Annotated in this window: 25 protein-coding genes and 1 pseudogene; 9 read left to right on the top strand and 17 right to left on the bottom strand. The window is 67.9% G+C overall.

Going from position 1 to position 23993, the window contains the following annotated elements; genetic code table 11:
- Positions 1–68: 68 nt before the first annotated feature.
- The 5 genes from ACK4SG_RS07815 to trpE all read right to left on the bottom strand — a co-directional run bounded on the left by ACK4SG_RS07815 (position 69) and on the right by trpE (position 4338).
- Positions 69–1430 (bottom strand): ATP-binding protein, encoded by a 1362-nt coding sequence (locus ACK4SG_RS07815; RefSeq protein WP_409601163.1) that lies wholly within the window; start codon positions 1428–1430, stop codon positions 69–71.
- Complete coding sequence (locus tag ACK4SG_RS07820; RefSeq protein WP_409601164.1) at positions 1427–2101, bottom strand: response regulator transcription factor; 675 nt, start codon at positions 2099–2101, stop codon at positions 1427–1429. Before ACK4SG_RS07820 ends, ACK4SG_RS07815 begins: the two co-directional genes overlap by 4 nt.
- A 111-nt stretch (positions 2102–2212) precedes the next feature.
- Positions 2213–2443 (bottom strand): hypothetical protein, encoded by a 231-nt coding sequence (locus ACK4SG_RS07825; RefSeq protein WP_409601165.1) that lies wholly within the window; start codon positions 2441–2443, stop codon positions 2213–2215.
- A 97-nt stretch (positions 2444–2540) separates the two neighbouring features.
- Positions 2541–2747 (bottom strand): hypothetical protein, encoded by a 207-nt coding sequence (locus ACK4SG_RS07830; protein WP_409601166.1) that lies wholly within the window; start codon positions 2745–2747, stop codon positions 2541–2543.
- Between the two features lie 115 nt (positions 2748–2862).
- Complete coding sequence (trpE, locus tag ACK4SG_RS07835; RefSeq protein WP_409601167.1) at positions 2863–4338, bottom strand: anthranilate synthase component I; 1476 nt, start codon at positions 4336–4338, stop codon at positions 2863–2865.
- A gap of 365 nt (positions 4339–4703) precedes the next feature.
- On the opposite strand from trpE, the pseudogene ACK4SG_RS07840 reads away from it, so the two are divergent.
- The 3 genes and pseudogenes from ACK4SG_RS07840 to ACK4SG_RS07850 all read left to right on the top strand — a co-directional run.
- Positions 4704–5078 (top strand): annotated as a pseudogene (locus ACK4SG_RS07840) (ribulose-phosphate 3-epimerase); the annotation flags it as partial.
- 205 nt (positions 5079–5283) lie between these two features.
- On the top strand, positions 5284–5592 hold the full coding sequence (locus ACK4SG_RS07845) for a hypothetical protein (protein WP_409601168.1): 309 nt from the start codon (positions 5284–5286) through the stop codon (positions 5590–5592).
- Positions 5593–5703: 111 nt separating this feature from the next.
- Positions 5704–7278 carry a glycosyltransferase family 39 protein gene (locus ACK4SG_RS07850; protein ID WP_409601169.1) on the top strand — a complete coding sequence of 525 codons (1575 nt, stop codon included), beginning with the start codon at positions 5704–5706 and terminating at the stop codon, positions 7276–7278.
- On the opposite strand, the gene rpe is transcribed toward ACK4SG_RS07850, so the two are convergent.
- Together rpe and ACK4SG_RS07860 are read right to left on the bottom strand one after the other, a co-directional pair.
- Positions 7241–7927: a ribulose-phosphate 3-epimerase gene (gene rpe, locus ACK4SG_RS07855; protein WP_409601170.1), complete on the bottom strand. Its 687-nt coding sequence runs from the start codon at positions 7925–7927 to the stop codon at positions 7241–7243. The two genes, ACK4SG_RS07850 and rpe, sit on opposite strands and share 38 nt — an antisense overlap.
- 2 nt (positions 7928–7929) lie before the next feature.
- Complete coding sequence (locus ACK4SG_RS07860) at positions 7930–8313, bottom strand: J domain-containing protein (protein WP_409601171.1); 384 nt, start codon at positions 8311–8313, stop codon at positions 7930–7932.
- A 72-nt stretch (positions 8314–8385) separates the two neighbouring features.
- On the opposite strand from ACK4SG_RS07860, the gene ACK4SG_RS07865 reads away from it, so the two are divergent.
- Positions 8386–9282, top strand: a complete 897-nt coding sequence (locus ACK4SG_RS07865) for a phosphoribosylaminoimidazolesuccinocarboxamide synthase (RefSeq protein WP_409601172.1) — start codon at positions 8386–8388, stop codon at positions 9280–9282.
- A 20-nt stretch (positions 9283–9302) separates the two neighbouring features.
- On the opposite strand, the gene ACK4SG_RS07870 is transcribed toward ACK4SG_RS07865, so the two are convergent.
- From ACK4SG_RS07870 to hppD, 4 genes are all read right to left on the bottom strand, one after another.
- The gene (locus tag ACK4SG_RS07870; RefSeq protein WP_409601173.1) at positions 9303–10172 is read right to left on the bottom strand and encodes an NAD-dependent epimerase/dehydratase family protein; all 870 of its coding nucleotides are present in this window, start codon (positions 10170–10172) and stop codon (positions 9303–9305) included.
- On the bottom strand, positions 10169–11377 hold the full coding sequence (gene nhaA / locus ACK4SG_RS07875) for a Na+/H+ antiporter NhaA (protein ID WP_409601174.1): 1209 nt from the start codon (positions 11375–11377) through the stop codon (positions 10169–10171). Before nhaA ends, ACK4SG_RS07870 begins: the two co-directional genes overlap by 4 nt.
- Positions 11378–11495: 118 nt before the next feature.
- Positions 11496–12791: a homogentisate 1,2-dioxygenase gene (gene hmgA, locus ACK4SG_RS07880; protein WP_409601354.1), complete on the bottom strand. Its 1296-nt coding sequence runs from the start codon at positions 12789–12791 to the stop codon at positions 11496–11498.
- 53 nt (positions 12792–12844) lie between these two features.
- Entirely contained in the window at positions 12845–13930 is a 1086-nt protein-coding gene (gene hppD / locus ACK4SG_RS07885) for a 4-hydroxyphenylpyruvate dioxygenase (protein WP_409601175.1), read from the bottom strand.
- 77 nt (positions 13931–14007) lie between these two features.
- Here hppD and ACK4SG_RS07890 point away from each other — a divergent pair, with 77 nt between their 5' ends.
- Positions 14008–14481, top strand: coding sequence for a MarR family winged helix-turn-helix transcriptional regulator (locus ACK4SG_RS07890; RefSeq protein ID WP_409601176.1), 474 nt, complete (start codon positions 14008–14010; stop codon positions 14479–14481).
- An 84-nt stretch (positions 14482–14565) separates the two neighbouring features.
- Here the strand turns inward: ACK4SG_RS07890 and ACK4SG_RS07895 are convergent, their stop codons facing one another.
- Together ACK4SG_RS07895 and ACK4SG_RS07900 are read right to left on the bottom strand one after the other, a co-directional pair.
- Complete coding sequence (locus tag ACK4SG_RS07895) at positions 14566–16098, bottom strand: peptide MFS transporter (RefSeq protein WP_409601177.1); 1533 nt, start codon at positions 16096–16098, stop codon at positions 14566–14568.
- Positions 16099–16249: 151 nt separating this feature from the next.
- Positions 16250–17134 (bottom strand): tryptophan 2,3-dioxygenase, encoded by an 885-nt coding sequence (locus ACK4SG_RS07900; RefSeq protein ID WP_409601178.1) that lies wholly within the window; start codon positions 17132–17134, stop codon positions 16250–16252.
- A 129-nt stretch (positions 17135–17263) separates the two neighbouring features.
- Between ACK4SG_RS07900 and pdhA the strand changes: the two genes are divergently transcribed.
- Genes pdhA through ACK4SG_RS07915 form a run of 3 tightly spaced genes read left to right on the top strand, consistent with a single transcriptional unit; the run spans position 17264 to position 20683 of the window.
- Positions 17264–18340 carry a pyruvate dehydrogenase (acetyl-transferring) E1 component subunit alpha gene (pdhA, locus tag ACK4SG_RS07905; RefSeq protein WP_409601179.1) on the top strand — a complete coding sequence of 359 codons (1077 nt, stop codon included), beginning with the start codon at positions 17264–17266 and terminating at the stop codon, positions 18338–18340.
- Entirely contained in the window at positions 18337–19338 is a 1002-nt protein-coding gene (locus ACK4SG_RS07910) for an alpha-ketoacid dehydrogenase subunit beta (RefSeq protein ID WP_409601180.1), read from the top strand. The genes pdhA and ACK4SG_RS07910 overlap by 4 nt, the downstream gene beginning before the upstream one ends.
- 10 nt (positions 19339–19348) lie before the next feature.
- Positions 19349–20683 (top strand): dihydrolipoamide acetyltransferase family protein, encoded by a 1335-nt coding sequence (locus ACK4SG_RS07915; RefSeq protein ID WP_409601181.1) that lies wholly within the window; start codon positions 19349–19351, stop codon positions 20681–20683.
- Between the two features lie 62 nt (positions 20684–20745).
- On the opposite strand, the gene ACK4SG_RS07920 is transcribed toward ACK4SG_RS07915, so the two are convergent.
- Positions 20746–22062: a tryptophan--tRNA ligase gene (locus ACK4SG_RS07920; RefSeq protein WP_409601182.1), complete on the bottom strand. Its 1317-nt coding sequence runs from the start codon at positions 22060–22062 to the stop codon at positions 20746–20748.
- 118 nt (positions 22063–22180) lie between these two features.
- Here ACK4SG_RS07920 and ACK4SG_RS07925 point away from each other — a divergent pair, with 118 nt between their 5' ends.
- Positions 22181–22936: a hypothetical protein gene (locus tag ACK4SG_RS07925; protein WP_409601183.1), complete on the top strand. Its 756-nt coding sequence runs from the start codon at positions 22181–22183 to the stop codon at positions 22934–22936.
- A gap of 39 nt (positions 22937–22975) precedes the next feature.
- Here the strand turns inward: ACK4SG_RS07925 and ACK4SG_RS07930 are convergent, their stop codons facing one another.
- From ACK4SG_RS07930 to ACK4SG_RS07940, 3 genes are all read right to left on the bottom strand, one after another.
- Positions 22976–23080 (bottom strand): entericidin A/B family lipoprotein, encoded by a 105-nt coding sequence (locus tag ACK4SG_RS07930; protein ID WP_409601355.1) that lies wholly within the window; start codon positions 23078–23080, stop codon positions 22976–22978.
- Positions 23081–23212: 132 nt separating this feature from the next.
- Positions 23213–23365 carry an entericidin A/B family lipoprotein gene (locus tag ACK4SG_RS07935; protein ID WP_409601184.1) on the bottom strand — a complete coding sequence of 51 codons (153 nt, stop codon included), beginning with the start codon at positions 23363–23365 and terminating at the stop codon, positions 23213–23215.
- Between the two features lie 98 nt (positions 23366–23463).
- Complete coding sequence (locus ACK4SG_RS07940) at positions 23464–23949, bottom strand: DUF421 domain-containing protein (protein ID WP_409601185.1); 486 nt, start codon at positions 23947–23949, stop codon at positions 23464–23466.
- Between the last annotated feature and the right edge of the window lie 44 nt (positions 23950–23993).

Consider the following 23993-nt stretch of genomic DNA (forward strand, 5'->3'; position numbering starts at 1 on the left):
CGCCCGGATGCGGGCGGCACGAGGGGGAGCCGCGCAGGATAACGCAAGCCGGCCCCCGGCCGCCCCGCTCAGGTCGCCGGCAGCAGCACCGCCACGCGCAATCCCGGCGCGTTGTCCAGCAGCGCCACGCGCCCGCCGTGATGGCGCGCGATGGCACGCACCAGGCTGAGCCCCAGCCCGACCCCGGGCGTGCCGCGATGGGCTTCCAGCCGCTGGAAGCGGTCGAACACACGCTCGCGTTCGGCCTCGGGGATGCCGGGGCCTTGATCGGCCACCTGCAGGCGGACGCCAGAGGTGCTCGATTCCAGAGTCACTTCCACGGTGCTGGCGGCGGGTGCGTACTTGAGTGCGTTGTCGAGCAGGTTCACCACCAGCTGGAACAGCTGGTCACGGTCGCCCCTGACGGAGGCGGTCGCGTGCAGGCGGGTGTCCAGCCGGATGCCCCGCTCGGCACCGATCGGGGCATACAGCTCCACCGCATCTTCCACCACCGCGCGCAGGTCCACCCCCGGGGCATCGGCGTCCAGCGTCTGGGCTTCGATGCGGGCCAGGCGTAACAGGGCGCCGAAGGCCTGCAGCAGCTGGTCGGTTTCGGCGACGGCGCGTTCCAGCCGCAGCTGGACGGGCTCCGGCAGCGCCTGGTGGCGCAGCTCCTCAAGCTGGTTGCGCAAGCGCGTCAGCGGTGTGCGCAGATCGTGGGCGATATGGTCGGTGGCGTGCCGGACGCCGTCCAGCAGTTCCTCGATCCGGTCCAGCATGGCATTGAACCGGTGCGCGACCTGGTCGAAGGCATCGCCGCTGTGGTCCAGCGGCGCGCGCAGCCCCAGTTCGCCGGCGCTGACCCGGGCGGCGGTGGCGTCCAGTCCACGCAGGCGGTGAGCCACCCAGCGCGAGGTCAGCCAGCCCACCAGTGCGGCCAGCACGGCGGCTGCCAACAGCGCGCGCAGCGCGGCCTCCTGCATCAGCCGGAGCAGACGGTCCTGGGCCTGCAGCCGGCGGCCGGTCAGCAAGACCTCGCCGCCGGACAGGCGCTGTTCGAAGGCAATGACCCGCAGAGTATCGCCAGCGGACTCCGACGCATGTTCGCGGAACTCCACCCAGCGTCCGCGCGGCCCCGGCAGGCTGGTCTCCGGACGCTGGCCGACCAGGGCGCTGCCATCGGCGGCGCTGAGCGCATACACCGCGTCCGGATCGCCGTCATCGCCGTGGATGCGCGCCTGCAGTTCCGACAGCAGCCCGGCGCGCCCGCCTTCGCGGTAGATATCGACCAGCGCGACCGCATCGGCACGCACCAGATCGCGGGCGTCTGACAGCAGCAGCCTGGAAACCGCGTAATACAGCCCACCACCGATCAGCACCACCGCCGCCAGAAAGCTGCCCATCACCAGCAGGGCCAGGCGGGCGCTGGTGGAAGGCAGGAAGCGCTTCATTCCGAGAGCCGGTAACCGGCGCCACGCACGGTGTGCAGCATGGGCCGGGAGAAGCCCTGGTCGATCTTCTGCCGCAGCCGGCTGATGTGGACGTCGATCACGTTGGTCTGCGGATCGAAGTGGTAGTCCCACACGCTCTCCAGCAGCATGGTGCGGGTCACCACCTGGCCGGCATGACGCATCAGATACTCCAGCAGACTGAACTCGCGCGGCTGCAGCTCGATCCGGCGGCCTTCGCGCCGCGCCTGGCGCGCCAGCAGGTCCAGCTCCAGATCGCCGACCTTGAGCCGGGTCGGCTCGCGTCCACTGCGTTGGCTGCGGTGGACGATGCCCTCCAGGCGTGCGCTCAGTTCGGCGTAGGCAAACGGTTTGACCAGATAGTCGTCGGCACCGGCACGCAGCCCCTCGACGCGATGGTCGGTCTCGCCCAGTGCGGTCAGCATCAGGACCGGTACCGGATTGCCGGCGCCGCGCAGCGTGCGCAGCAAGGTCATGCCGTCCAACCCGGGCAGCATGCGGTCCAGCACCAGTGCGTCGTAGGGTTCGGTGGTGGCCAGGAACAGCCCCTGCTTGCCGTCGCTGGCGTGATCCACGCTATGACCGTCCTCCCGCAGCCCTTTGCTGATGAAGGCAGCGGTGTGGGCATCGTCTTCGACCAGCAGAATGCGCATGGGCCCTCCCGGAAACAGGAAAAAAAGAATACCCCGCAAGCAGACTGCCGCGGGGTATTGGGCGATGAAGGTGGCGGGAGACGACCGCCTGCCCGCAGAAAGACGAGCCGCTTACTTCTTGTCAGTTGCGCCGTTCGCTGCGCTGGCCGGCGCGGCGGCCTGCGCCTTGCCATGCCTGTGGTGCTTGCGATGGTGCTTCTTGTGCATGGCGGGCTTGGCATCGCTGCTGGCGCTGGCCGACGGGGTAGCGCCGGTGCTGGATTGGACGGGCGCTGCGGCGACCGAAGTTCCGGCCACGGCAGTGAGTGCGAGGGCAAGCAGGCTGTTACGGAGCAGGGTCATGGCGGAATCCTCGGGATAGGGGTTGCGACGGGGCGGTGAAAGCAGGATCGCGGGCGGCGTTCCGGACGGGGGAGGGCCGTCGCCCGCGATCGCACGCTTACTTCTTGGCCGGGGCCGCGCTGGCGGCCTTTTCGTCATGCTTCTTCGCCTTCATCGGGCTCTTGGCCGGCGTGGCGGCAGTGGCGGGCGTGGCGGCGGTGGCAGGCTTGGCCGGGGTCGCCGGATTGGCCTGGGTCGCGGCCAGCGCAGTACCGGCCAGGGCAGCCAGGGTCAGGCCGATCAGGGTCTTGCTCAGGGTCTTCATCACGGAATCCTCGTTGGAGTGGGCAGGCTGGGAAGCGTCCCAGTGCAGGCGCAGGATGCGCCGGCGCGCCTCACCGCCCGCTTGCCGCCGGATGAATGTTTTTTAATGCAGGCGCTTACAGCCCTTTCGCCGCCTGCGCCACCGCGCGGAACAACGCGCGCCCCTTGTTCATGGTCTCGTCCCACTCCATCGCGGGGTCGGAGTCGTAGACGATGCCGGCACCGGCCTGCACGTGCAGACGGCCGTCCTGGATGACCGCAGTGCGGATGGCGATGGCGGTATCGGCATCGCCGTGCCAGCCGATGTAGCCGATCGCCCCCGCGTACACGTTGCGCTTGACCGGCTCCAGCTGGCGGATGATCTCCAGCGCGCGGATCTTCGGCGCGCCGGACACGGTGCCGGCGGGGAAGGTGGCGCGCAGCACGTCGGCATAGCTCAGCCCGTCCTTTAGGCGGCCGGTCACTTCGCTGACGATGTGCATGACGTGGCTGTAGCGTTCGATCACGAAACGCTCGCCGACCTCCACGCTGCCGGCCTGGGAAACGCGGCCGACGTCATTGCGACCGAGATCGATCAGCATCAAGTGCTCGGCGCGTTCCTTCGGGTCGGCCAGCAGCTCGGCTTCCAGCGCCTGGTCTTCTGCCGCCGTGCGGCCGCGCGGGCGGGTGCCGGCGATCGGCCGCACCGTGACCTTGCCGCCCTGCAGGCGCACCAGGATTTCCGGCGAAGAGCCCACGACCTGGGTTCCGCCCACATCGAGGAAATACATGTAAGGCGACGGGTTCAGCGCGCGCAGGGCGCGATAGACATCCACCGGGCGGGCGTGGAACGGCACGCTCAGGCGCTGGCTGAGCACGACCTGGAAGGCGTCGCCGGCGCGGATGTAGTCCTTCACCTGCTCCACTGCGGCGATGAAACCCTCGCGGGTGAAGCCACTGACGAAGTCGGCTTCGTCCAGCGCCTTGGGCTGCAGGGTTTCGGGATAGGGCGCACCGCCGTGGCGCAGGCGATGTGTCAGTGCGTCCAGCCGGCGGTTGGCGCGTGCCCAGGCCTGCGGCTCGCGCGGGTCGGCGTGGACGATCAGGTACAGCCGGCCTTTGAGATTGTCGAACACCGCCAGCGCGTCGCTGAGCATCAGCAGGATGTCGGGCGTGCCGAGTTCGTCCGGCTTTGCCTGCGCACGCAGGCGCGGCTCGATGTATTCGATGCATTCGAAGCCGAACCAGCCCACCAGCCCACCGGTGAAGCCTGGCAGTCCCTCGAGTTGCGGCACCTTGTGGGCGGTGCGCAACCGCTCGACCTCGGCCAGCGGGTCGGCCACGTCGCGCGTTTCCACTACTTCGCCGTGTTCGCGCACGGACAGCGTATGGCCGCGGAACTCGTACACCCGCCGCGCCGGCAGGCCGATGATGGAATAGCGCCCGAAGCGCTCGCCGCCCTCGACCGATTCGAACAGGTAGGTGTGCGGCCCGTCGGCCAGCTTCAGATAGACCGATAGCGGCGTGTCGAGATCGGACAGAACTTCCCGGACAACCGGGACGAGGGTGAAACCGTCAGCGGCGGACTGCTGGAATTGATCGTGCGTGGTCACGGAGGGGGGCCTTCAGGGAATGCATGGGGACAGACGAAGCGGCACTGCCGCGCCACCATCGCCAGCCATGCTCGAAAGAAGGAATCGCCCGGTCCATGGCGCCACTGTAGCGGCAGCCGGCGTCATCGCGCAAATGCAATTCGGTCATCAAACGGTCATCGGGCGTGCCGAGCATGGAAGGCCATCGCAAGGAGGATGGACGGGCAGGACGCCCTTGTATTTGCGGGCAGCCGGGTGTCGGTCTGCCCACTCCACCCGGCCGGGATCGGCGGCCGGGTGGAGGCGCGGTGGGCATCAACGAGGCCGGGCAAGCGCAGGCGGGGTGAGGACCCCAGAGCGCATGGCATCGCGGGCGGCCTTGAATGGATGCCGGCGCGCCCGTTGCGCCATTGACCGTCCACCGCATCGCGGAACTGATCGCAGGTCATGGCAAGGGCTGCCAGGCCGGCCTGGTGTTCAACCCCGCCAGCTCGCTGGACGTGCTGGGCGCGATGCTGGACCAGATCGACTGCGTGTTGCTGCTGTCGGTGAACCCCGGCTTCGGCGGGCAGTCGTTCATTCCGTCCGTCCTGAAGCAGCTGCGCAAGGTGCGGGCAATGATCGATGCCTGCGGCAAACCGATCCGCCTGGAGATCGACGGCGGCGTGAAGCCGGACAACATCGGCGAGATCGCCCAGGCCGGCGCCGACATCTTCGTGGCCGGCAGCGCCATCCTCGGCCAGCCCGGCCATGGGCATTGAGCACCAGCACCCAGGGCGTATCCGGAGGGGAGTGGTTGCCGCGCGTTGAACCCGGCGCGGCACGGGCGAAACCGGTTGGGCTGTCAGAGCATTCCGATGCAGCAATGACATGGAAAAACAGCCGGCACCACGCAGGGGTAACGCGGCACCGGCTGCCGCAAGAGATTGGCGTCCTGCCCGTCCATCGCCGTTGCGATGGGCCTCCATGCTCGGCGCGCCCAATGACCGGGTGATGACGGCATGGCGTTTGTGCGATGACGCCGGCTGCCATTACAGCACCCGCATGGATCGCGGCTTGATTGCTTTCGCGCATGGCGGCCGATGCTGGCGCCACTCGGCCGCTTCGCTCGTCTTCATTCCTTCCCCCGAGGGATCCGCGCGCAGTGAATCGATGGTTCGCATCCATCCGGGGCTACCATCTTCGACAACCAAGCCCGCCATCCGGCGGGCGTTGTCGTTGCAGCAAGACGGACGTCCGAACGTTTCCCCATCCGAACAGCTCCGTCATGCCTGACCGGTCGATCCCAGATGCCAGCGACCAGCTGCGCTATGGAAAACGGGAACTTGTTCCGGCTTTGTGCACTCTTTCTGCATCCCACCAGCGCGTCCCTGTACCCACGCCGCCATGACCGAACGCCCGACACACCTCTCCTCGATTCGCCGACCGGAGATCTGGACTGGCGTCTACCTGCTGCTGTTCGGCCTCGCGTGGTGGTGCATTTTCAGCTTCACGCGACACGCGCTCGACCATGCCGACATGGTCGAGAACTACGTCTGGGGCACGGCCTGGCAATGGGGCAACAACAAGCATCCTCCGCTGTTTGCCTGGATCACGGCCGCCTGGTTCCGGTGGTTTCCGACCCGTGACAGCGCCTATTACCTGCTCGAGGAGGCCAATCTGGTGCTGGCGTTCTGGCTACTGGCCTTGGCGATGCGACGGTGCATGGACTGGAGCCGGGTGCTGATTGGAATCGTACTGACAACGCTGGTCACCGTGTATGGCCCCGACAGTGGCTTCAAGTACAACGCCAACACCGCCCAGCTGCCTTTCATCGCCGGCTTCATCTGGAGCCTCCTGCACGGGCTGCAGAGCCACCGGCGGCGCTGGTTTGTGCTCACCGGCGCGTTCGCCGGTGCCGCCCTGCTCTGCAAATACTCCGCCGCGCTGCTGCTGATGGCGATTGCCGGCACCCTGGTCTTGCGTTTACGACCACCGCGGAGCATCGTGATGACCGGGGCAATGCTCAGCTCGGCCGTAGCCGCACTCCTGCTTGCCCCGCATGTGCTGTGGTCGATCCGTCACGGCTGGCCAAGCCTGCACTACATGGAGTCCGCACACCCGGCGCAAGGGCTCACCTCCGTCATGACCTCACACCTAGCCTTCCTGGTGTCGGCCCTGCTTTATATGGCCCTGCCGGCAGTGGTCTGGGCACTGGCACGCCGGCAGCTTCCCCATCGGGCTGGCCCCATGCCTGACGCCCCGCGTCTTGGTCTTCCGCTGCTGCTGTCGACACTGACGCTGACCCTGGCGGGCGCCCTGATCAGCGGGATGACGCCGGTGTCATCCTGGCTCATTCCCGTCATGCTGTTTGCGGGTTGGGCCCTGGTCGATCGCATTCCGGCGGGCCTAAACCTGCGGCCGATGGCCGCACGTACGTTGGCGCTGGCAATGGTCTGCCTTGGCCTGTATGGCGCTCTGGCCGTCATGGAAGATGCCAGCACACAGCACCAGCCGGCACCTCAGCCGTATGTCCTGCAGCAAACCATGGCGGAAACAGTCGCCCGGATCTATCGGCAGCGCTATGGCCAACCACTTGACTATGTAGCCGGCAGCTTTCCGCTGCCGTATTTCGTCGCCTTCTATGCCCCCGAGCATCCGCAGGCCGCCTATGGACTGGATCTTCGGCAATCGACCTGGCTTGATGCCCATGCATTCCGGCAAGGCGGCAAGGCCGTGATCTGCGGCTCGGTGCGCTATTTCGCGCAGCCGCCCGATCCGGACTGCGCGGCACAGGCCCGTCGCCAGTTCGGCCCGTCCGACGAGATGCGCTGGTTGCGCTGGCCGGTGTATGACCCGGCAACCCGGCGGCAGGCGCTACAAACCATCCAGTTGCTGATGTGGGCCCCGACGCCCTCGCACAGGCAGACAGCCGCACCGCGCGTCAACGCGCGCGCGCAATCTCCTGCCGCATCCGGCTGATCACCGCCGCGTAGTCGGGCTGGCCGAAGATGGCGCTGCCGGCCACGAAGGTGTCGGCGCCGGCCCGGGCGATTTCGCCGATGTTGTCCGGCTTCACGCCGCCGTCGATCTCCAGGCGGATCGGTTTGCCGCAGGCATCGATCATCGCCCGCACCTTGCGCAGCTGCTTCAGGGCGGACGGAATGAACGACTGCCCGCCGAAGCCGGGGTTCACCGACATCAGCAGCACGTAGTCGATCTGGTCCAGCATCGTGTCCAGCACGTCCAGCGAGCTGGCGGGGTTGAACACCAGGCCGGCCTGGCAGCCCTTCGATTTGATCAACTGCACGCTGCGGTGGACGTGCCTGCTGGCCTCGGGATGGAAGCTGATATGGCTGGCGCCGGCATCGGCGAACATCGGGATCAGCGCGTCCACCGGCTCCACCATCAGGTGCACATCGATGGGCGCGGTGACGCCATGCTTGCGCAGCGCCTCGCACACCAGCGGGCCGATGGTCAGGTTGGGCACGTAATGGTTGTCCATCACGTCGAAATGCACCCAGTCGGCGCCGGCGGCCAGCACGTTGCCGACCTCCTCGCCCAGCCTGGCGAAGTTGGCGGACAGGATGGACGGCGCGATCACCGTCTCTTGCAGCAGGGTCGGGGCCATGGTCATTTCTTCCGGAGTTTCTGGATGCGGTCGTAGGCGGCATTGATCTCGCGGGATTTCTGCTCCGCGATTTTCTGCAGGTCGGGCGCGGCGCCGGCCACCCGGTCGGGGTGGTACTGGCCCATCAGCTTGCGGTAGGCGCGGTCGATCTGGGCGTCGCTGGCGTCCTCGGGCAGGCCGAACACGCGGTAGGCCCAGTCCACGTCGGCGTTGCCGGTATCGTGGCGCAGCGGCGCCTTGTCTCCCGGCCGCCGTGCGCGGGGGCGGGAAAACGCGTCGTGGTCGAAGGCATAGCCCACCAGCAGGCCCAGGAACCCGCCCACCGGATGGCGCAGCAGCAGCCAGCCCGCGATGAAGCCCAGAAATTGTCCGTACCAGCGCCGCATGCGCCCAGTTTACAGGGCGGACCGGGACCGCCGGCTTTAAACTAGCGGCCCCACCTTCCTGCCCGCCCGCCCATGGCCACCACCCTGCTGCACGCCGACCTGCCCGGCCTGAACCTGATCCACCGCGGCAAGGTCCGCGATGTGTTCGACCTCGGCAATGGGCACCTGCTGATGGTGGCCACCGACCGCCTGTCCGCGTTCGACGTGGTGCTGCCCGATCCGATCCCCGGCAAGGGCGAGATGCTCTGCCAGATCAGCAACTTCTGGTTCGACAAGACCGCCCACATCATTGCCAACCACCTGACCGGCATCGATGTCGCCAGCGTGCTGCCGGCCGGCGTGGACGCGGCGCTGTACGCCAAGCGTGCGGTGGTGACGAAGAAGCTGAAGCCGGTGCCGGTGGAGTGCATCGCACGCGGCTACCTGATCGGCAGCGGCTGGAAGGACTACCAGCGCACTGGCGCCGTCAGCGGTATCGCGCTGCCCGCCGGCTTGCAGCAGGCGCAACAGCTGCCCGAACCCATCTTCACCCCGTCCACCAAGGCGGCAGTGGGCGACCACGACGAGAACATCGATTTCGCCGCGGCGGTGAACCTGGTCGGCCGCGAGCTGGCCGAGGCGGTGCGTAACGCCACCCTGGCGATCTACGCGTTCGCCCGCGACTATGCCGCACAGCGCGGCATCATCCTTGCCGACACCAAGTTCGAATTCGGCACCGACACCGACGGCAAGCTCTACGTGATGGACGAGATGCTGACGCCCGATTCTTCGCGCTACTGGCCGGCGGAGCAGTACGCCGTCGGCACCAGCCCGCCGAGCTACGACAAGCAGTTCGTGCGTGACTACCTGGAGACGCTGGACTGGGACAAGACGCCGCCCGGCCCGCGACTGCCCGCCGAGGTCATCGCCCGCACCCGCGCCAAATATGCCGAGGCGCTGGACAAGCTGGCGGGGATTTCGGTCGACTGAAGTGCCGGTACGGCGCGCCCTCAGGGCGGTGCGTCGAATGTCCCCGGCGGCGGCCGGAACGGGCGCGGCGCGTAGCCCAGGTCGCATGCAGCCGGCGCACTGTCGAACACCAGGTCGTCGCGCATGCGCGCGATAACAGCATCGGTGAGGTCGCGCGCCAACCCAGCGCCGCGCGCCGCGACGGCCAGCAGGCGGAACAGCGGGTCCGGCAGCAAATGCAGCGGCGGCGAGGGCGACAAGCTGGCCAGCACGCGCGCCACCATCTCCCGGTACGGCAGCGCCTCCCCGCCCGGCAGGTCGTAACTTCGCCCCGCGGCCTCCGCGCGGCCTGCTGCCGCCAGTGCCGCAGCGGCCAGATCCTCCACATGCACCGGCTGGCGCAGACCATGGGCACTGCGCGGCAGGGCGAAGCGGCCGGCCCGACGCGCCAGTGCCGCGATCCGGGTCAGGGTGGCGTCGCGACCGGCGCCATAGACCAGGGTGGGACGTAGCACCACGGCCGCCTCGCCGCGGCGGGCCGCCGTGGCGAACACGGCAGCCTCGGCCTCACGCAGCCGCCTGGCGACATCGCGCTCATCCGCATCGGCGGACCCCTGCTTCACATGCACGCTGGTGGAACCGAACGCGACAACGCGCGGCGCGATTCCCGGGGATTGCACATGCCACTCGGCAAACCGGTCCAAAGGGCCGCAGCTGAACACCACATCGCAGGGCGCGGGCAGCGCCGGCATTTGCGCGAACTCGCCGCGCAGCCAGCGCACCCCCGGCATCTGCCTGCGGGGAAGGCGCGACAGTGCCAACACCTCCCACCCCGCAGCGCGCAGAGCGGCCAACAGCGCCGCGCCGATCTGCCCGCTAGCGCCGAACACCAGCGCCGTGCGGGAAGTCATCCGCGCGAGCTGCGCGGCAGCACCGCCGCCAGCCAGCCAAAACCCAGCCCAGCCGCCAGAACCGACGCACCCAACACGCCCAGCACGCCCTCGGCGTAATGCAGGGGGTGAGCCGAAAACGCCAGCGCGCCGATGAACAGGCTCATGGTGAAGCCGATGCCGCACAACATCCCCAGGCCCAGCATCGCCCGCAGATCCATGCCCTCCGGGAACTTCGCCAGCCCGGCCGCGCGCATCAGCAGCGCGGCGGAAACGATCCCCAGCGGCTTGCCCAGCACCAGGCCCAGCACGATGCCCGCCGGCAGCGGGGTCAGCATGTCATCCAGCTGCAAGCCGGCCAGCGACAGCCCGGCATTGGCGAATGCGAACAGCGGCAGGATCGCGTAGGCCACCCACGGGTGCAGGGCGTGTTCCAGGGTTTCCAGCGGGGAATATTCGATGGCGTCGTCGATCGCGTTCTTGCGGTCGTAATGGGGGATCATCAGGCCGGTGACCACGCCTGCCAGGGTGGCATGCACGCCGGACGCCAGCACCAGGCCCCACAGCACCGCGCCCAGCAGCAGATAGGGCGCCAGGGCCGTCACCTTGCGCCGGTTCAGCACGGCCATCGCCAGTACCACCACCGCAGCACCCGCCAGCGCACCCCACTGCAGCCCCTGCGAATAGAAGAAGGCGATGATGAGGATCGCGATCAGATCATCCGCCACCGCGATGGTGGACAGCAGCAGCTTCATCCCCAGCGGCACCCGCGACCCCAGCAGGGCCAGCACGCCCAGCGCGAAGGCGATGTCGGTGGCGGTGGGGATGGCCCAACCACGCATTGCCTCGGCGTCGCCGTGGTTCAGCAGGGTATAGAACAGCGCCGGCGCGGCCACGCCGGCCACGGCGCAGACCACCGGCAGCGCCAGCTGGGCGCGGTCGGACAGCTGCCCGGACACCACCTCGCGCTTGATTTCCAGCGAGACCAGCAGGAAGAACACCGCCATCAGGCCGTCGTTGATCCACCAATGCGCCGATTTGGCCCATTCGCCACGGCCCAGCGGGGTGTCCCGGGCCAGCTCATACAGATGCGCCCAAGGCGAATTGGCGGCCAGCATGGCCAACCCTGCGGCCAGGATCAGGATGATGCCGCCGGCCGCTTCCAGCCGGAAAAACTCTGCCAGTGCACGCTGTGCGCGCGCCAGTACCGCGATCCGCGTATTCATGCGCCCAGTATAACCGCGGCCTCACCGCCACCTGACGGCATCGCCACCGCCCGTTGCGCGCCTTTTGCATAACGCTTAAGGCGCTGCTGGCCACAGGCGCACCTGTGGTGAAGCACCTTCAGGGCTGGAAATGCTTGCGCAAGCCGGCCCAGCACGCCGGGTAATCGGGCTGGCGATGGGCTGCCGCCAGCGCCTGTGCGGTGGGCCGGATCACCGCGCGGGTTTCGAACATGAAGGCCATGGTGTCTTCGATGTAATCCGGCTTGGATGTGTCGGCCGCGCTGGCTTTCTCGAAGGTGGCGGCGTCCGGGCCATGCCCGGTCATGCCGTTGTGCAGCGAACAGCCGCCCGGCGCAAACCCGTCCGCCTTGGCGTCGTACGCGCCATGCACCAGCCCCATGAACTCGCTGGCCACGTTGCGATGGAACCACGGCGGCCTGAAGGTGTCGCGCATCGCCAGAATGCGCGGCGGGAAGATCACGAAATCCATGTTGCTGGTGCCGGGCGTATCGCTGGGCGAATGCAGCACCAGGAAGATCGACGGATCGGGATGATCGAAACTGATCGAACCAATCGTGTTGAAACGGCGCAGGTCGTACTTGTAAGGCGTGTAGTTGCCATGCCAGCCGACCACGTCCAGTGGCGAGTGGTCGATCGGTGCCCGCCACAGATGTCCCTGGAACTTGGCCAGCAGTTCGAAGCTGCCTTCCACGTCTTCGAAGGCCGCGTTGGGTGCCAGGAAATCGCGCGGATTGGCCAGGCCGTTGCTGCCGATCGGCCCCAGATCCGGCAGGCGCAGCAGGGCGCCGAAGTTCTCGCAGACATAGCCACGCGCGCTGCCGTCCGGCAGGGCCACACGGAAGCGCACGCCACGTGGAATCACCGCGATCTCCTGCGGTTCCACGTCCAGCACGCCCAGCTCGGTCTCGATGTGCAGCCGGCCCAGTTGCGGCACGATCAGCAGCTCGCCGTCGGCGTCATAGAAGAACCGACCCTGCATGTCACGGTTGGCGGCATACAGGTGGATGGCCACGCCCGTGCCGGCCTCGGGGCCGCCATTGCCGCCCATGGTGACCAGCCCGTCGATGAAATCGGCAGGTGCCTGTGGCAGCGGCAGTGGGCTCCAGCGCAGTTGCTCTGGCGTCACCGGGCCTTGACCGAAGTCGTTGTGGAAGGCCGGCTGGGAAAACGGCGCAAAGCGCCCATGCAGCACCGCCGGGCGGATCCGGTACAGCCAGCTGCGCCGGTTGGCATGCCGCGGCGCGGTGAACGCGGTGCCCGTCAGCTGCTCGGCGTAGAGGCCGTGCGCGACGCGCTGCGGGGAATTGCGGCCCACCGGCAGCGTGCCGGCCACCGCCTCGCTGGCGAATTCGTTGCCGAACCCGGACTGGTAACCGTTGCTCTGGATCGCCATGGTCTGCTCGCTCTGCAAGCCCGCACTCAACGCGCGGGCGGAAGTCACCGCGGTTACAGCACGCCGCGCTTTATCTGGTCGCGCTCAATGCTCTCGAACAGCGCCTGGAAGTTGCCTTCGCCGAACCCCTCGTTGCCTTTGCGCTGGATGATCTCGAAGAAGATCGGGCCGAACGCGTTCTGGGTGAAGATCTGCAGCAGCTTGCGCTGTCTGGTCTCCGGATCGGCGTCGATCAGGATCTTGTTGCGCGCCAAGCGCGCGACATCCTCGCCGTGGTTGGGAATACGCTGGTCGATCACCTCGAAGTAGGTGTCCGGCGTATCCAGGAACTCGACGCCCGCCGCGCGCATGCGCTCGACGCTCTCGTAGATGTCGTCGGTGAACAGCGCGATGTGCTGGATACCCTCGCCCTTGTACTCGCGCAGGTACTCGTTGATCTGGCTCTTCTCGTCGCTGGACTCGTTCAGCGGGATGCGCACCACGCCGTCCGGCGCGGTCATCGCCTTCGACAGCAGGCCGGTCTTGGCGCCCTTGATGTCGAAGTAGCGGATCTCGCGGAAGTTGAACAGCTTCTCGTAGTAGTCCGACCACTTCGCCATGTTGCCCACGAAGAGGTTGTGGGTGAGATGGTCGATGAAGGTCAGGCCGAAGCCCACGGGATGCTGGTCCACGCCCGGCAGGGGCGTGTAGTCCGCGTACAGGTCGGCACGGTCATCATCGACAAGGTAGAGCATGCAGTCGCCGATGCCCTTGATGGCGGGCGTGGCCACCGCGCCGGTGTCCGCCTTGTGGTCGACCTGGGCGCCCCCGTTGGCCAGCACGTGCGCCAGCACCTCGGCGGTGGGCCGGGTGAAGCGGATCGCGAAGCCGCAGGCGGAAGGACCATGCTGGGCGGCGAAGTCGGCGGCGAACGAATCGGCCGACTCGTTCAGCAGGAAGTTGATGGTGCCCTGGCGGAACAGGGTGATATCGCGCGTGCGGTGGCGGGCGATGGCGGTGAAGCCCAGCTTCTCCAGGTACTCGCGCATGCGCGGGCCCTGACCGGCCGGTGCGGCGAACTCCACGAACTCGAAGCCGTGGATGCCCATCGGGTTATCGAAGGTGGTCGGCTGCATGCCAAGATTGGGTTGCGCGCTCATGGGGTGGTCCTCAACGCCGGGAATGCGCATTCTATAGTTGCAATTGCAACCATCTCAAGCGGACCCGCCCTCTCGCTATGCCCGACCACGCCCGCCTCGATCTCGACCGCTTCCTGCCCTACCGCCTCAGCGTGCTGTCCAACCGGCTCAGCAGCGCGATCGCGCGCGAGTACTCGCAGCGGTTCGACCTGGGCGTGACCGAATGGCGGGTGATGGCCATCCTGGGCCGCACGCCGGAGCTGTCGGCCAACCAGGTCGCGCAGCGCGCGGCGATGGACAAGGTGGCAGTGAGCCGCGCCGTGGCGCGCCTGCTGGCATCGGGGCGGATCGAGCGCGATTTCGACGAGGACGATCGCCGCCGCTCGGTGCTGCGCCTGTCGGAGGCGGGCTACGCGATCTACGACGAGGTCGTGCCGCTGGCGCTGGACTTCGAACGGCAGGTGTTGGGCGAACTTCCCACGCAGGAACGGGCGCTGCTGTTCCGCCTGCTGGACCGGCTGGACGAACTGGAACTGCGCGCCGAAGCCGCAAGCAAGGCCGGCGCGGGCTGACCCTCGAAACAGGCGCGGCGGCCCGAAGGCCGCCGCGCGGAACTGCCGGGGCGCCGCGTCACGCGCGCGGCGCGGCCATCGGTATCACTTCACGCCGTGCATCCAGCGCTGGATCAGCGGCGCGATCAGGAACAGCAGCACGCCCGAACCAACCAGCGCATAGAAGCCGAAGGTGTAGCCGGCGCGCGCCGATTCCACGGTCATGCCGCCTTCGCCGCTGACGATGCCGGCGAAAATACCGGCCAGGTTGTTGCCAATGGCAATCGACAGGAACCAGCAGCCCATGGCCATGCCGGCCAAGCGGGAAGGCGCCAGCTTGGTGGTCATCGACAACCCGATCGGCGACAGGCACAGCTCGCCCACCGACTGGATCACGTAGACCATGAACAGGGTCCAGAACGGGATCTTGCCGGCATCATCGACCATGCTCTTCAGGGCCACCATCAGCAGCAGGAAGGCCAGCCCGTTGAAAATCAGGCCGAGGCCGAACTTGCGCGGGATGATGGGGTTGTTCTTGCCCATCTTCACCCACAGCCAGGCCATGACCGGGGCCAGCGCGATGATCGCCACCGAGTTGACCGACTGGAACCAGGACACCGGGAAGTCATTGGTGCCGGCCAGCGCCTGGAACAGGCTGGTCATGCCGATGTCGCGGTTGACGATGCGGTCGGCCAGGAAGTTGAACGAACTGCCGGCCTGCTCGAAGAACATCCAGAACAGCACGTTGAACACGAAGATGGTCAGCATCGCCAGGACCTTGTCGCGCGCCACCGGGCCCTCGGCCACACCCTCGCGCACCAGCATCAGCGCGGGAATGACGAACAGCGCCATCAGGATGTACTGCAGCAGCGTCGCGTCGATGGTCAGGAGCGCGTAGAACAGCGGGATGCCGATCACCACGCCGAACAGCAACACCAGGCTGACGTTGCGCAGGCCGGTCTGATGCGGCGCCGGCAAGCCGATGCCCTTGAGCTGGCGGCGGCCGAACCAGAACCAGACCAGGCTCAGCAGCATGCCGATGCCCGCGGAGATGAAGACGACCTTGTAGGCCGGCGTGTCCTCGATGCCGAAGAGCTTCTTGGCCAGGTACTGGGTCACCAGCGGCGCCAGCAGCGCACCGAGGTTGATGCCCATGTAGAAAATGGTGAAACCGGAGTCACGACGCTCGTCGTCCTGCGCGTAGAGCTTGCCGACCATCGTCGAGATGATCGGCTTGAACAGGCCATTGCCGACGATGATGGTGGCAAGCCCCAGCTTGAACAACGCCTCGTCGGGCAGCGCCAGCAGGAACAGGCCGACCGACATCACCAACGCACCCAGCAGGATGGAGCGCTGGAAGCCGATCAGCTTGTCCGCCACGTAGCCGCCGAAAATGGCTCCGGCATACACCAGCGCGAGGTAGGCGCCGTAGAGCTCGCTGGCCGGTTTCTCACCGCTGGCGTCGCCACCGTGGAACTGCGCCACGATGTACAGCACCATCGCCCAGCGGATGCCATAGAACGCGAAGCGTTCCCAGAACTCCGACATGAACAGCATCCACAGCGGGCGCGGATGCCCCATCAGCTGCGGGAAGTCCGGCGGGCTGGCCGGCTGGGTGGTTGGTGTGGCTCCGCTCATGCGGCGTCCCCCTTGTTGTGGTGCATGGGAATGAGAATGTCGAACCGCGCCGATAGCCGGCGCGGAACCCGCGGAGGATGGCCGAGCAGGCCGGCCAGCGTCAAACCCGATGGATGCTGCAACGCAACAGAACGCGCGGTCCCGGCCGGGTTCAGCGGGCGGCGCCCTCAAGACCAACCGAGGTACGCACTTCGAACAGCTCCGGGAAGAACGTCAGCTCCAGCGCACGCTTGAGGAAGGCCACGCCGCTGGAACCGCCGGTGCCGCGCTTGAAGCCGATGATCCGCATCACCGTACGCATATGGCGGAACCGCCACAGCTGGAACTGGGTTTCCAGGTCCACCAGGTCCTCGCACAGCTGGTACTCCCGCCAGTAGCGCGTGGTATCGCCGTAGATGCGCTCGAACACCGGCAGCAGCGCCGGGTCCAGCACGTGCGGCTGGCTCCAGTCGCGCACCAGATGCCCGTCCGGCACCGCGTGCCCCCAGCGCGCCAGGTAGCGCAGGAACTCGTCGTACAGGCTGGGCGCACGCAGTACCGCCTCCAGCGCGGCGTGGCCTGCCGGGTCGTGGGCGAAGACCTTCAGCATCGCTGCGTTCTTGTTGCCCAGCAGGAACTCCACCGTGCGGTATTGCAGCGACTGGAAGCCGGACGACGGCCCCAGCACATCGCGGAACTCCATGTATTCCGACGGCGTCAGTGTCTCCAGCACCGACCACTGGGCGGTGAGCTGGTCCAGCACCCGCTTGCAGCGGGCGGCGCCCTTGCCGAACTGCCAGACCCGGTCATGGCGCAGGTGGTCCAGCGCCGCCGACAGCTCGTGGATCAGCAGCTTCAGCCACAGTTCGCTGGTCTGGTGCTGGACGATGAACAGCATCTCGTCATGGTGCGGCGGATCCGACAGCGGCTGCTGGGCTGACAGCAGTTGATCCAGACGCAGGTAACCGCCGTACGTGATGCGACCCGCCAGATCGGTGTGGATGTCGGCCTCGAGCTCGCGCCGGTTGGCGCCCGCCGTGTCGTGTTCGCTGGTCATCGCGGGATTCTCGCATGCACCCCGGCAGGACGGCTGATCTGCGTCAATTCCGGGCGATGCCGCAGCGCGCAACGGACCGTCACGCGTTGCCCGTTATCATAGAGCGATTGCTCCAGACCCAAGGCGAACATGAGCACTGCCGCCCACTTCGACATCGAATACCTGCAATACCTCAAGCCCGACGGCACCCTGGCCGGCCCGCTGCCACCGGCGGTGCCCGACGCGAAGGCGCTGCTGCCGCTGTTCAAGCAGATGCTGTTCGTCCGCACTTTCGACAGCAAGGCGATCGCCCTGCAGCGCACCGGCAAGCTGGGCACCTACGCGGCCTGCCTGGGCCATGAGGCCACCCACGTCGGCATCGGCGCGTCGATGCAGCCAGAGGACGTGTTCGCGCCCAGCTACCGCGAGTACGGCGCGCAGTTCATGCGCGGCCTGCGCCCGCGCGAGGTGCTGATGTACTGGGGCGGGGACGAGCGCGGCAACCTGCTCACCGGTGCCCCGGCGCACGACTACCCATGGTGCGTGCCGATCTCCACCCAATGCTTGATGGCGGCCGGTGCGGCGCTGAGTTTCAAGCTGCGCGACCAGGCGAGGATCGCGGTGGCCTGCTGCGGCGACGGCGGCAGCTCCAAGACCGATTTCTACGCGGCGGTGAACTCCGCCGGCGCCTACACCCTGCCGCTGGTGCTGTGCGTGATCAACAACGGCTGGGCGATCAGCGTACCGCGCAAGGCCCAGACCGGCGCGCAGACGCTGGCGCAGAAAGGCCTGGCCGGCGGCCTGCACTGCCTGCAGGTGGACGGTAACGACCTGGTCGCAGTGCTGGAAGCCATGCGCCGCGCCACCGGGCGTGCGCGCAGCGGCGAAGGCGGCAGCGTCATCGAGTTCATGACCTACCGCCTGCACGACCACACCACCGCCGACGACGCCCGCCGCTACCGCGGCGAGGAGGAAGTGAAGGCGGCGTGGGAGAAGGAACCGTTCCTGCGCCTGCGCACCTTCCTGACCCAGGCCGGTCTGTGGGACGAAGCGCAGGAGAAAGCCTGGATCGAGGAGTGCGGCAAGCGCGTGGACGAGGAAATCAACGCCTACCTGGAGACGCCGGTGCAGCCGGTGGAAGCGATGTTCGACTATCTGTACGCCGACATGCCAGCGGACGTGCTGGAACAGCGGAATGCGGCGATCGCGCTGGAGGGCCGGGCATGAGCGCGCAACCCATCCCCCCTGCTCCTATCACGCTCATCGAGGCGATCACCCAGGCGCTGGCCTACGAACTGCGCGCGGACGACAGCGTGGTCGTGCTGGGCGAGGACGTGGGCGTCAACGGCGGCGTGTTCCGCGCCACCGCCGGTCTGTCGGCCGAGTTCGGCCCGGAGCGCATCCTCGACACCCCGCTGGACGAAACCACGATTGCCGGCTTGACCGTGGGCATGGCCAGCCAGGGCATGAAGCCGGTGGCCGAGGCCCAGTTCGACGGCTTCATGTACCCGATGGTGGACTTCATCGTCTGCCACGCCGCGCGCATGCGCTACCGCACCCGCGGCCGCCTGACCTGCCCGATGGTGCTGCGCGTGCCGTGGGGCGGCGGCATCCGCGCGCCGGAGCACCACAGCGAGGCCAACGAGGCCATCTTCACCAACGTGCCCGGCCTGCGCGTGGTCATGCCCAGCTCGCCGCAGCGCGCCTACGGCCTGTTGCTGGCCGCGATCCGCGATCCGGATCCGGTGATCTACATGGAGCCCAAGCGCATCTACCGCCAGTACAAGGAGCTGGTGCCGGACGACGGCCAGGCGCTGCCGCTGGACGTGTGCTACGTGCTGCGCGACGGGTCCGACATCACGCTCGTCACGTGGGGCGCACAGGTGAAGGAGACCCTGGAGGCCGCCGACAAGCTGGCCGCCGAGGGCATCAGCGCCGAAGTCATCGACGTGGCCACACTGAAGCCGCTGGACTTCGCCACCATCGCCGAGTCGGTGGCCAAGACCGGCCGCTGCGTGATCGTGCATGAAGCCGCCAGGACCGCCGGCTTCGGCGCCGAGATCGCCGCCCGCGTCGCCGAGGAATGCCTGTTCGACCTGCTGGCGCCGGTCGAACGCGTGACCGGTTACGACACCCACATCCCGCTGTTCCGCCTGGAAATGAAGTACCTGCCCAGCGTGGACAAGATCGTCGCCGCCGCCAAGCGCGCGCTGGCCTATTCGTGAAGGACGCCCCATGAGCAAGAAGTTCCTCCTGCCCGACCTCGGCGAAGGCCTGCCGGACGCGACCATCGTGGAGTGGCACGTCAAGGAAGGCGACGTGATCCGCCTGGACGAGAACCTGGTGTCGATGGAAACCGCCAAGGCGGTGGTGGACGTGCCCTCGCCCGTCTCCGGCAAGGTGCTGAAGCTGGCCGGCGGCCCGGGCGACGTGATCGTCACAGGCGCGATGCTGGCCGAGTTCGAGATCGACCCCAGCCTGCCGCAGCGCGCGGAAGGCCAGGACACCGGCCACCACCACGGCCCGTCCCACGTCGCGCCGGAAGCAGCCGCGCCCGCAGCGCCGGCAGCCACCGCGAAGGCGGAGCCGGAAGACGCCGGCACGGTGGTCGGTGCCATGCAGATGGGCAACGCGGTGGTCAGCGAAGCCGCGGTCGCGGTGGGCGGGGTCAAGGCCGTGCCGGCGGTGCGCGCCATGGCACGCAAGCTGGGCGTGGATCTCACCCGCGTGCGTCCCAGCGGCCCGGACGGCACGGTGACCATGGACGACGTGAAGCGCGCCGCCGCCGATGGCTCGGCCAAGCCGGGTGCCACGCCCGCAGCCGCCGCACGCGCGGCCGCACCGGCCCCGGTGGCCGCGGCGCCGGCGCAGCGCAGCACGCTGTCGCAGTCCGGCAAGCCGATGCGCACCCAGCCGCCCGGTGTCACCGCGGCTGGCCAGCCCGAACAGCTCAAGGGCGTGCGCCGCAACATGGCGCGCGTGATGGCCGACGCCCACGCCAAGGTGGTGCCCACCACGCTGGTGGACGACGCCGACCTGCACGCCTGGATCGGCAAGCAGGACATCACCGCGCGCCTGATCCGCGCCATTGTCACCGCCTGCAAGTCGGTGCCGGCGCTGAACGCCTGGTTCGACGGCGAGGCGCTCACCCGCACCCTGCACCCGCACGTGGACATCGGCATCGCGGTGGACACCGACGACGGCCTGTTCGTGCCGGCCCTGCGCAACGCCGACATGCTGGATGCGCGCGGCATCCGCGAGGGTATCAACCGCCTGCGTTCGCAGGTGGAAAGCCGCACCATCCCGGCCAGCGAGCTGTCGGGCTACACCATTTCGCTGTCCAACTTCGGGATGTTTGCCGGCCGCTACGCCACGCCCGTGGTGGTGCCGCCATGCGTGGCCATCGTCGGCGCCGGCAAGCTGTGCCATGACGTGGTGGCGGTGATCGGCGGCATCGAAGTGCATCGCCGCCTGCCGATCTCGCTGACCTTCGACCACCGCGCCTGCACCGGTGGCGAGGCGGCGCGCTTCCTCAAAGCGCTGCTGGACGATCTGGCGCTGCCGCAGTAACCCCTGCGGCCGCCATCCCGGAAGCAAGACCACGCGGCGGGGAGTAAACCCGCCGCGATTCTTTACCCGTTGCTGCCTTCCGCTGCTGCCGCAACGAACGCCGCCAGCGCCGCATTGACCTCGTCGGCGCTCACACCCTCGCCCAGCACGAAGTCGCTGCCGGGCTCGCCCAGCTCACCCTGCTTGAGCGCGGCCAACCGCTGACCGGCATCGCGTGGCGAATCGAACCCGATGCTCTGCAGCAGCACGCGGTCGCCCTGCACCAGCTTGAAGTAGAACTTGCCGTCGGCCTCGCGGTATTGCTTGAACGTGGGCGCCACGCCGGCCTCCTTGCGCGCAGCCTGCTGTGACTCAGGCTGCGCGATGCGCGCCAGATCACGCAGACCCACCGCTTCGCGCAGCCGCGCCAGCATGGGCGTGGCATGGGTGGCGCGCAGGCGGGCGGCACCCTCGCGCAGGATGGCCTCGATCTCGGCGGGTTTGGCCATCAGCGCTTCGTACTTCTCCCGCAGCGGCGCCACCTCCGCATCGATGCGCTCGAACAGTTTCTGCTTGGCGTCACCCCAGCCGATGCCCTCGGCAAATGCTTGTGCGAATGCTGCGGTTTCCTCGCCGGTGGCAAACGCCTGGTAGAGCTGGAACACCGCGGAGCCTTCGGTGTCCTTGGGCTCGCCCGGCGCGCGCGAGTCGGTGAGGATGCCGGCGATCAGCCGCTTCAAGACCTCGCGCGGCGCGAACAGCGGGATGGTGTTGTCGTAGCTCTTGCTCATCTTGCGGCCATCCAGGCCCGGCAAGGTGGCCACCTGTGCATCGACCACCGCCTCGGGCAGGACCAGAAACTCACCGCCATAGACATGGTTGAAGCGCTGGCCGAAATCCCGCGCCATTTCGATGTGCTGGATCTGGTCGCGCCCCACCGGCACCTTGTGGGCATTGAACAGCATGATGTCGGCGGCCATCAGCACCGGGTACATGAACAGCCCGGCGGTGATCCCGGCGTCGTCGTCCTCGCCCTCGGCGCGGTTCTTGTCCACCGCCGCCTTGTAGGCATGCGCGCGGTTGAGGATGCCCTTGCCAGCCACGCAGGTCAGCAGCCAGGTCAGCTCGGTGATCTCGGGGATGTCACTCTGCCGGTAGAACCAGACCTTGTCCGGGTCCAGCCCGCAGGCCAGCCAGCTGGCGGCGATCTCCAGCGTGGAGCGCTGCGTTCTGGCCGGGTCCTGTGCCTTGATCAGGCTGTGCAGGTCGGCGAGGAAATAGAAGCTCTCGACATCGTCGTCCTTGGCGCTGGCCAGCGCCGGGCGGATCGCGCCCACGTAGTTGCCAAGGTGCGGGGTGCCGGACGTGGTGATGCCGGTCAGGATGCGGGTCTTGCTCATTCGGGCGGCGTGGGGCGCGTGGCGTGGACCCTGCATTCTAACTGCGGGCTCGACCCCGTTCCGCGCTGGCGGACGTTGACAGCCAGGCAGCACCCCGCCTGCGCTACCGGAGCCCGCCATGCCTCGTCCAACCATCCCGGCCCTCGTGGCCCTTGCCTTGCTGTGCTGCGCGCTGCCGACTGCGGCGCAGGATCTGGTCCGGCTGGAACTGGTCGACCGCGACCAGGGCAGCGTCCTGACCGAGTACCGCCATCGCGGCACCGGCTGGGTGGCCGGCACGCCCGGCCATCGCTATGCGGTGCGGCTAACCAACACCACCGGCGCTCGCGTGCTGGTGGTGCTGTCGGTGGACGGCGTCAACGCGGTGAGCGGCGAAACGGCCGCTCCCGGCCAGGCCGGCTACGTGCTGGCGCCGTGGGAATCGGCGGAGATCGGCGGCTGGCGCAAGTCGCTGGATCGCATCGCGCAGTTCGTGTTCACCGACCTGCCGGACAGTTACGCAACGCGCACAGGACGACCTGACGACGTGGGCGTGGTCGGCATCGCGGTGTTCCGGGAGCGCGTCCGCCCTCTGCCCGCGCCGCCGGCGCCCTCCGCGCAGGAGATCGCCCGGGCCGCAGAGGCGCCGCGCAAGGCGGACGCACCCGCGGCGTCCGCCTTGGGGACAGGTCACGGCGCATCGGAGTGGGCGCCGGTCGGGCAGACCCGCTTCGAACGGGCCAGCCGGCAACCGGAGCAAGTCACGATGCTGCGCTACGAGCGCTGGGAGACGCTGGTCGCGCTGGGTGTGGCGCCCCGGCACGAGGGATGGCCGGCGGCGCGGCAGCCGCGGCCGTTCCCGGGGGGCTTCGTACCGGATCCACCGGCCCGCTGAAGGCATCCGGCCCGCCGGGAAATCCGGCGGGCCGGAGAGTCACTTGGCAGCGCCTTCGATCTTCTCGCCGGCTTTCTTGAGGTCCTTGCCCGCGCCGGCAATGGTGTTGCAACCGGCCAAGGCCAAAAGGCAGGCCAAGGCCATGAGGGTGAACGTCACTTTCTGCTTCATCGGCAATCCTCCTGGCAAGCCGGCACATTACCGGTCCGCGGGAGGGGCAGGCAAGGGGCCCGTCTGCGCGCCCACCCGGTCACGGCGCGCAGGGGGAAAAGGCCATCAGCACTTCATGTCCTTGCAGTCTTGCGCCTTCTGTTCGACTTTCTCGCCGACCTTCTGGACATCCTTGCCGGCACCGGCAACGGTATTGCAGGCGGTCAGCGCGCTGCCGGCGAACATGGCCAGGATCATCAGGGCGATCATGCGCTTCATGGAACCTCCTATTGCGGTTGCTGCTTGTGGTGGGGGCCCATTGACCCGCACGCGACGTGAAGCCGGCGTGCAGGCCCATACTGCGGCCCCCTCACACCTCACGCGCAGGCGCGCTTGCGCGTGATCACGGTGATATGCCCATTGGTCTCCAACAGGGCCAATTCCACGTCGGCGATGTCCTTGACGTTGTTCATGCGTAGTGCCTCGGCAAAGTCCTGTTCGCTGACCAGCTCGCGCCGCAGCGCCCCCGGAAACACCCGGCCATCGCGGGCCAGCACCACCGGCTCGCCCTCTACCAGCCTCTCGGCGCAGCGGTTGCGGGCGGTCACCCAGGCGACGCCGTAGTTCAGGAGAATCAGGGTGGTGGCCATCAGTGCCGCGCCCGTGAGCGAGTTATCGCCGCCATTGATGCCGTTCTGCACCGCGTTGCCAATCAGGATCAGCAGCACCAGATCGAACGGGGTGAACTGCCCCACCGCGCGCTTGCCGGACAAGCGCATCAGCACCATGACCATCACGTAGATGGCGGTGGCACGCAGGACGAAGACCCACCAGGGCGCGGAGAGCTGGAACAGGTCGTTCATGGGATCCCTCGGAAGCGGTCGCGCTGCCTAGCCTGCCCGGTAAC

Source organism: Thermomonas sp. (assembly GCF_046293095.1).
Classification (GTDB): Bacteria; Pseudomonadota; Gammaproteobacteria; order Xanthomonadales; family Xanthomonadaceae; genus Thermomonas.

What these genes read in the sequence shown, in the direction of transcription:
- ACK4SG_RS07815 (WP_409601163.1), bottom strand. Translation starts at nt 1,430, where the DNA reads ATGAAGCGCTTCCTGCCTTCCACCAGCGCCCGCCTGGCCCTGCTGGTG.
- ACK4SG_RS07820 (WP_409601164.1), bottom strand. Translation starts at nt 2,101, where the DNA reads ATGCGCATTCTGCTGGTCGAAGACGATGCCCACACCGCTGCCTTCATC.
- ACK4SG_RS07825 (WP_409601165.1), bottom strand. Translation starts at nt 2,443, where the DNA reads ATGACCCTGCTCCGTAACAGCCTGCTTGCCCTCGCACTCACTGCCGTG.
- ACK4SG_RS07830 (WP_409601166.1), bottom strand. Translation starts at nt 2,747, where the DNA reads ATGAAGACCCTGAGCAAGACCCTGATCGGCCTGACCCTGGCTGCCCTG.
- ACK4SG_RS07845 (WP_409601168.1), top strand. Translation starts at nt 5,284, where the DNA reads ATGCTCGGCGCGCCCAATGACCGGGTGATGACGGCATGGCGTTTGTGC.
- ACK4SG_RS07850 (WP_409601169.1), top strand. Translation starts at nt 5,704, where the DNA reads ATGACCGAACGCCCGACACACCTCTCCTCGATTCGCCGACCGGAGATC.
- rpe (WP_409601170.1), bottom strand. Translation starts at nt 7,927, where the DNA reads ATGGCCCCGACCCTGCTGCAAGAGACGGTGATCGCGCCGTCCATCCTG.
- ACK4SG_RS07860 (WP_409601171.1), bottom strand. Translation starts at nt 8,313, where the DNA reads ATGCGGCGCTGGTACGGACAATTTCTGGGCTTCATCGCGGGCTGGCTG.
- ACK4SG_RS07865 (WP_409601172.1), top strand. Translation starts at nt 8,386, where the DNA reads ATGGCCACCACCCTGCTGCACGCCGACCTGCCCGGCCTGAACCTGATC.
- ACK4SG_RS07870 (WP_409601173.1), bottom strand. Translation starts at nt 10,172, where the DNA reads ATGACTTCCCGCACGGCGCTGGTGTTCGGCGCTAGCGGGCAGATCGGC.
- nhaA (WP_409601174.1), bottom strand. Translation starts at nt 11,377, where the DNA reads ATGAATACGCGGATCGCGGTACTGGCGCGCGCACAGCGTGCACTGGCA.
- hmgA (WP_409601354.1), bottom strand. Translation starts at nt 12,791, where the DNA reads ATGGCGATCCAGAGCAACGGTTACCAGTCCGGGTTCGGCAACGAATTC.
- hppD (WP_409601175.1), bottom strand. Translation starts at nt 13,930, where the DNA reads ATGAGCGCGCAACCCAATCTTGGCATGCAGCCGACCACCTTCGATAAC.
- ACK4SG_RS07890 (WP_409601176.1), top strand. Translation starts at nt 14,008, where the DNA reads ATGCCCGACCACGCCCGCCTCGATCTCGACCGCTTCCTGCCCTACCGC.
- ACK4SG_RS07895 (WP_409601177.1), bottom strand. Translation starts at nt 16,098, where the DNA reads ATGAGCGGAGCCACACCAACCACCCAGCCGGCCAGCCCGCCGGACTTC.
- ACK4SG_RS07900 (WP_409601178.1), bottom strand. Translation starts at nt 17,134, where the DNA reads ATGACCAGCGAACACGACACGGCGGGCGCCAACCGGCGCGAGCTCGAG.
- pdhA (WP_409601179.1), top strand. Translation starts at nt 17,264, where the DNA reads ATGAGCACTGCCGCCCACTTCGACATCGAATACCTGCAATACCTCAAG.
- ACK4SG_RS07910 (WP_409601180.1), top strand. Translation starts at nt 18,337, where the DNA reads ATGAGCGCGCAACCCATCCCCCCTGCTCCTATCACGCTCATCGAGGCG.
- ACK4SG_RS07915 (WP_409601181.1), top strand. Translation starts at nt 19,349, where the DNA reads ATGAGCAAGAAGTTCCTCCTGCCCGACCTCGGCGAAGGCCTGCCGGAC.
- ACK4SG_RS07920 (WP_409601182.1), bottom strand. Translation starts at nt 22,062, where the DNA reads ATGAGCAAGACCCGCATCCTGACCGGCATCACCACGTCCGGCACCCCG.
- ACK4SG_RS07925 (WP_409601183.1), top strand. Translation starts at nt 22,181, where the DNA reads ATGCCTCGTCCAACCATCCCGGCCCTCGTGGCCCTTGCCTTGCTGTGC.
- ACK4SG_RS07930 (WP_409601355.1), bottom strand. Translation starts at nt 23,080, where the DNA reads ATGGCCTTGGCCTGCCTTTTGGCCTTGGCCGGTTGCAACACCATTGCC.
- ACK4SG_RS07935 (WP_409601184.1), bottom strand. Translation starts at nt 23,365, where the DNA reads ATGAAGCGCATGATCGCCCTGATGATCCTGGCCATGTTCGCCGGCAGC.
- ACK4SG_RS07940 (WP_409601185.1), bottom strand. Translation starts at nt 23,949, where the DNA reads ATGAACGACCTGTTCCAGCTCTCCGCGCCCTGGTGGGTCTTCGTCCTG.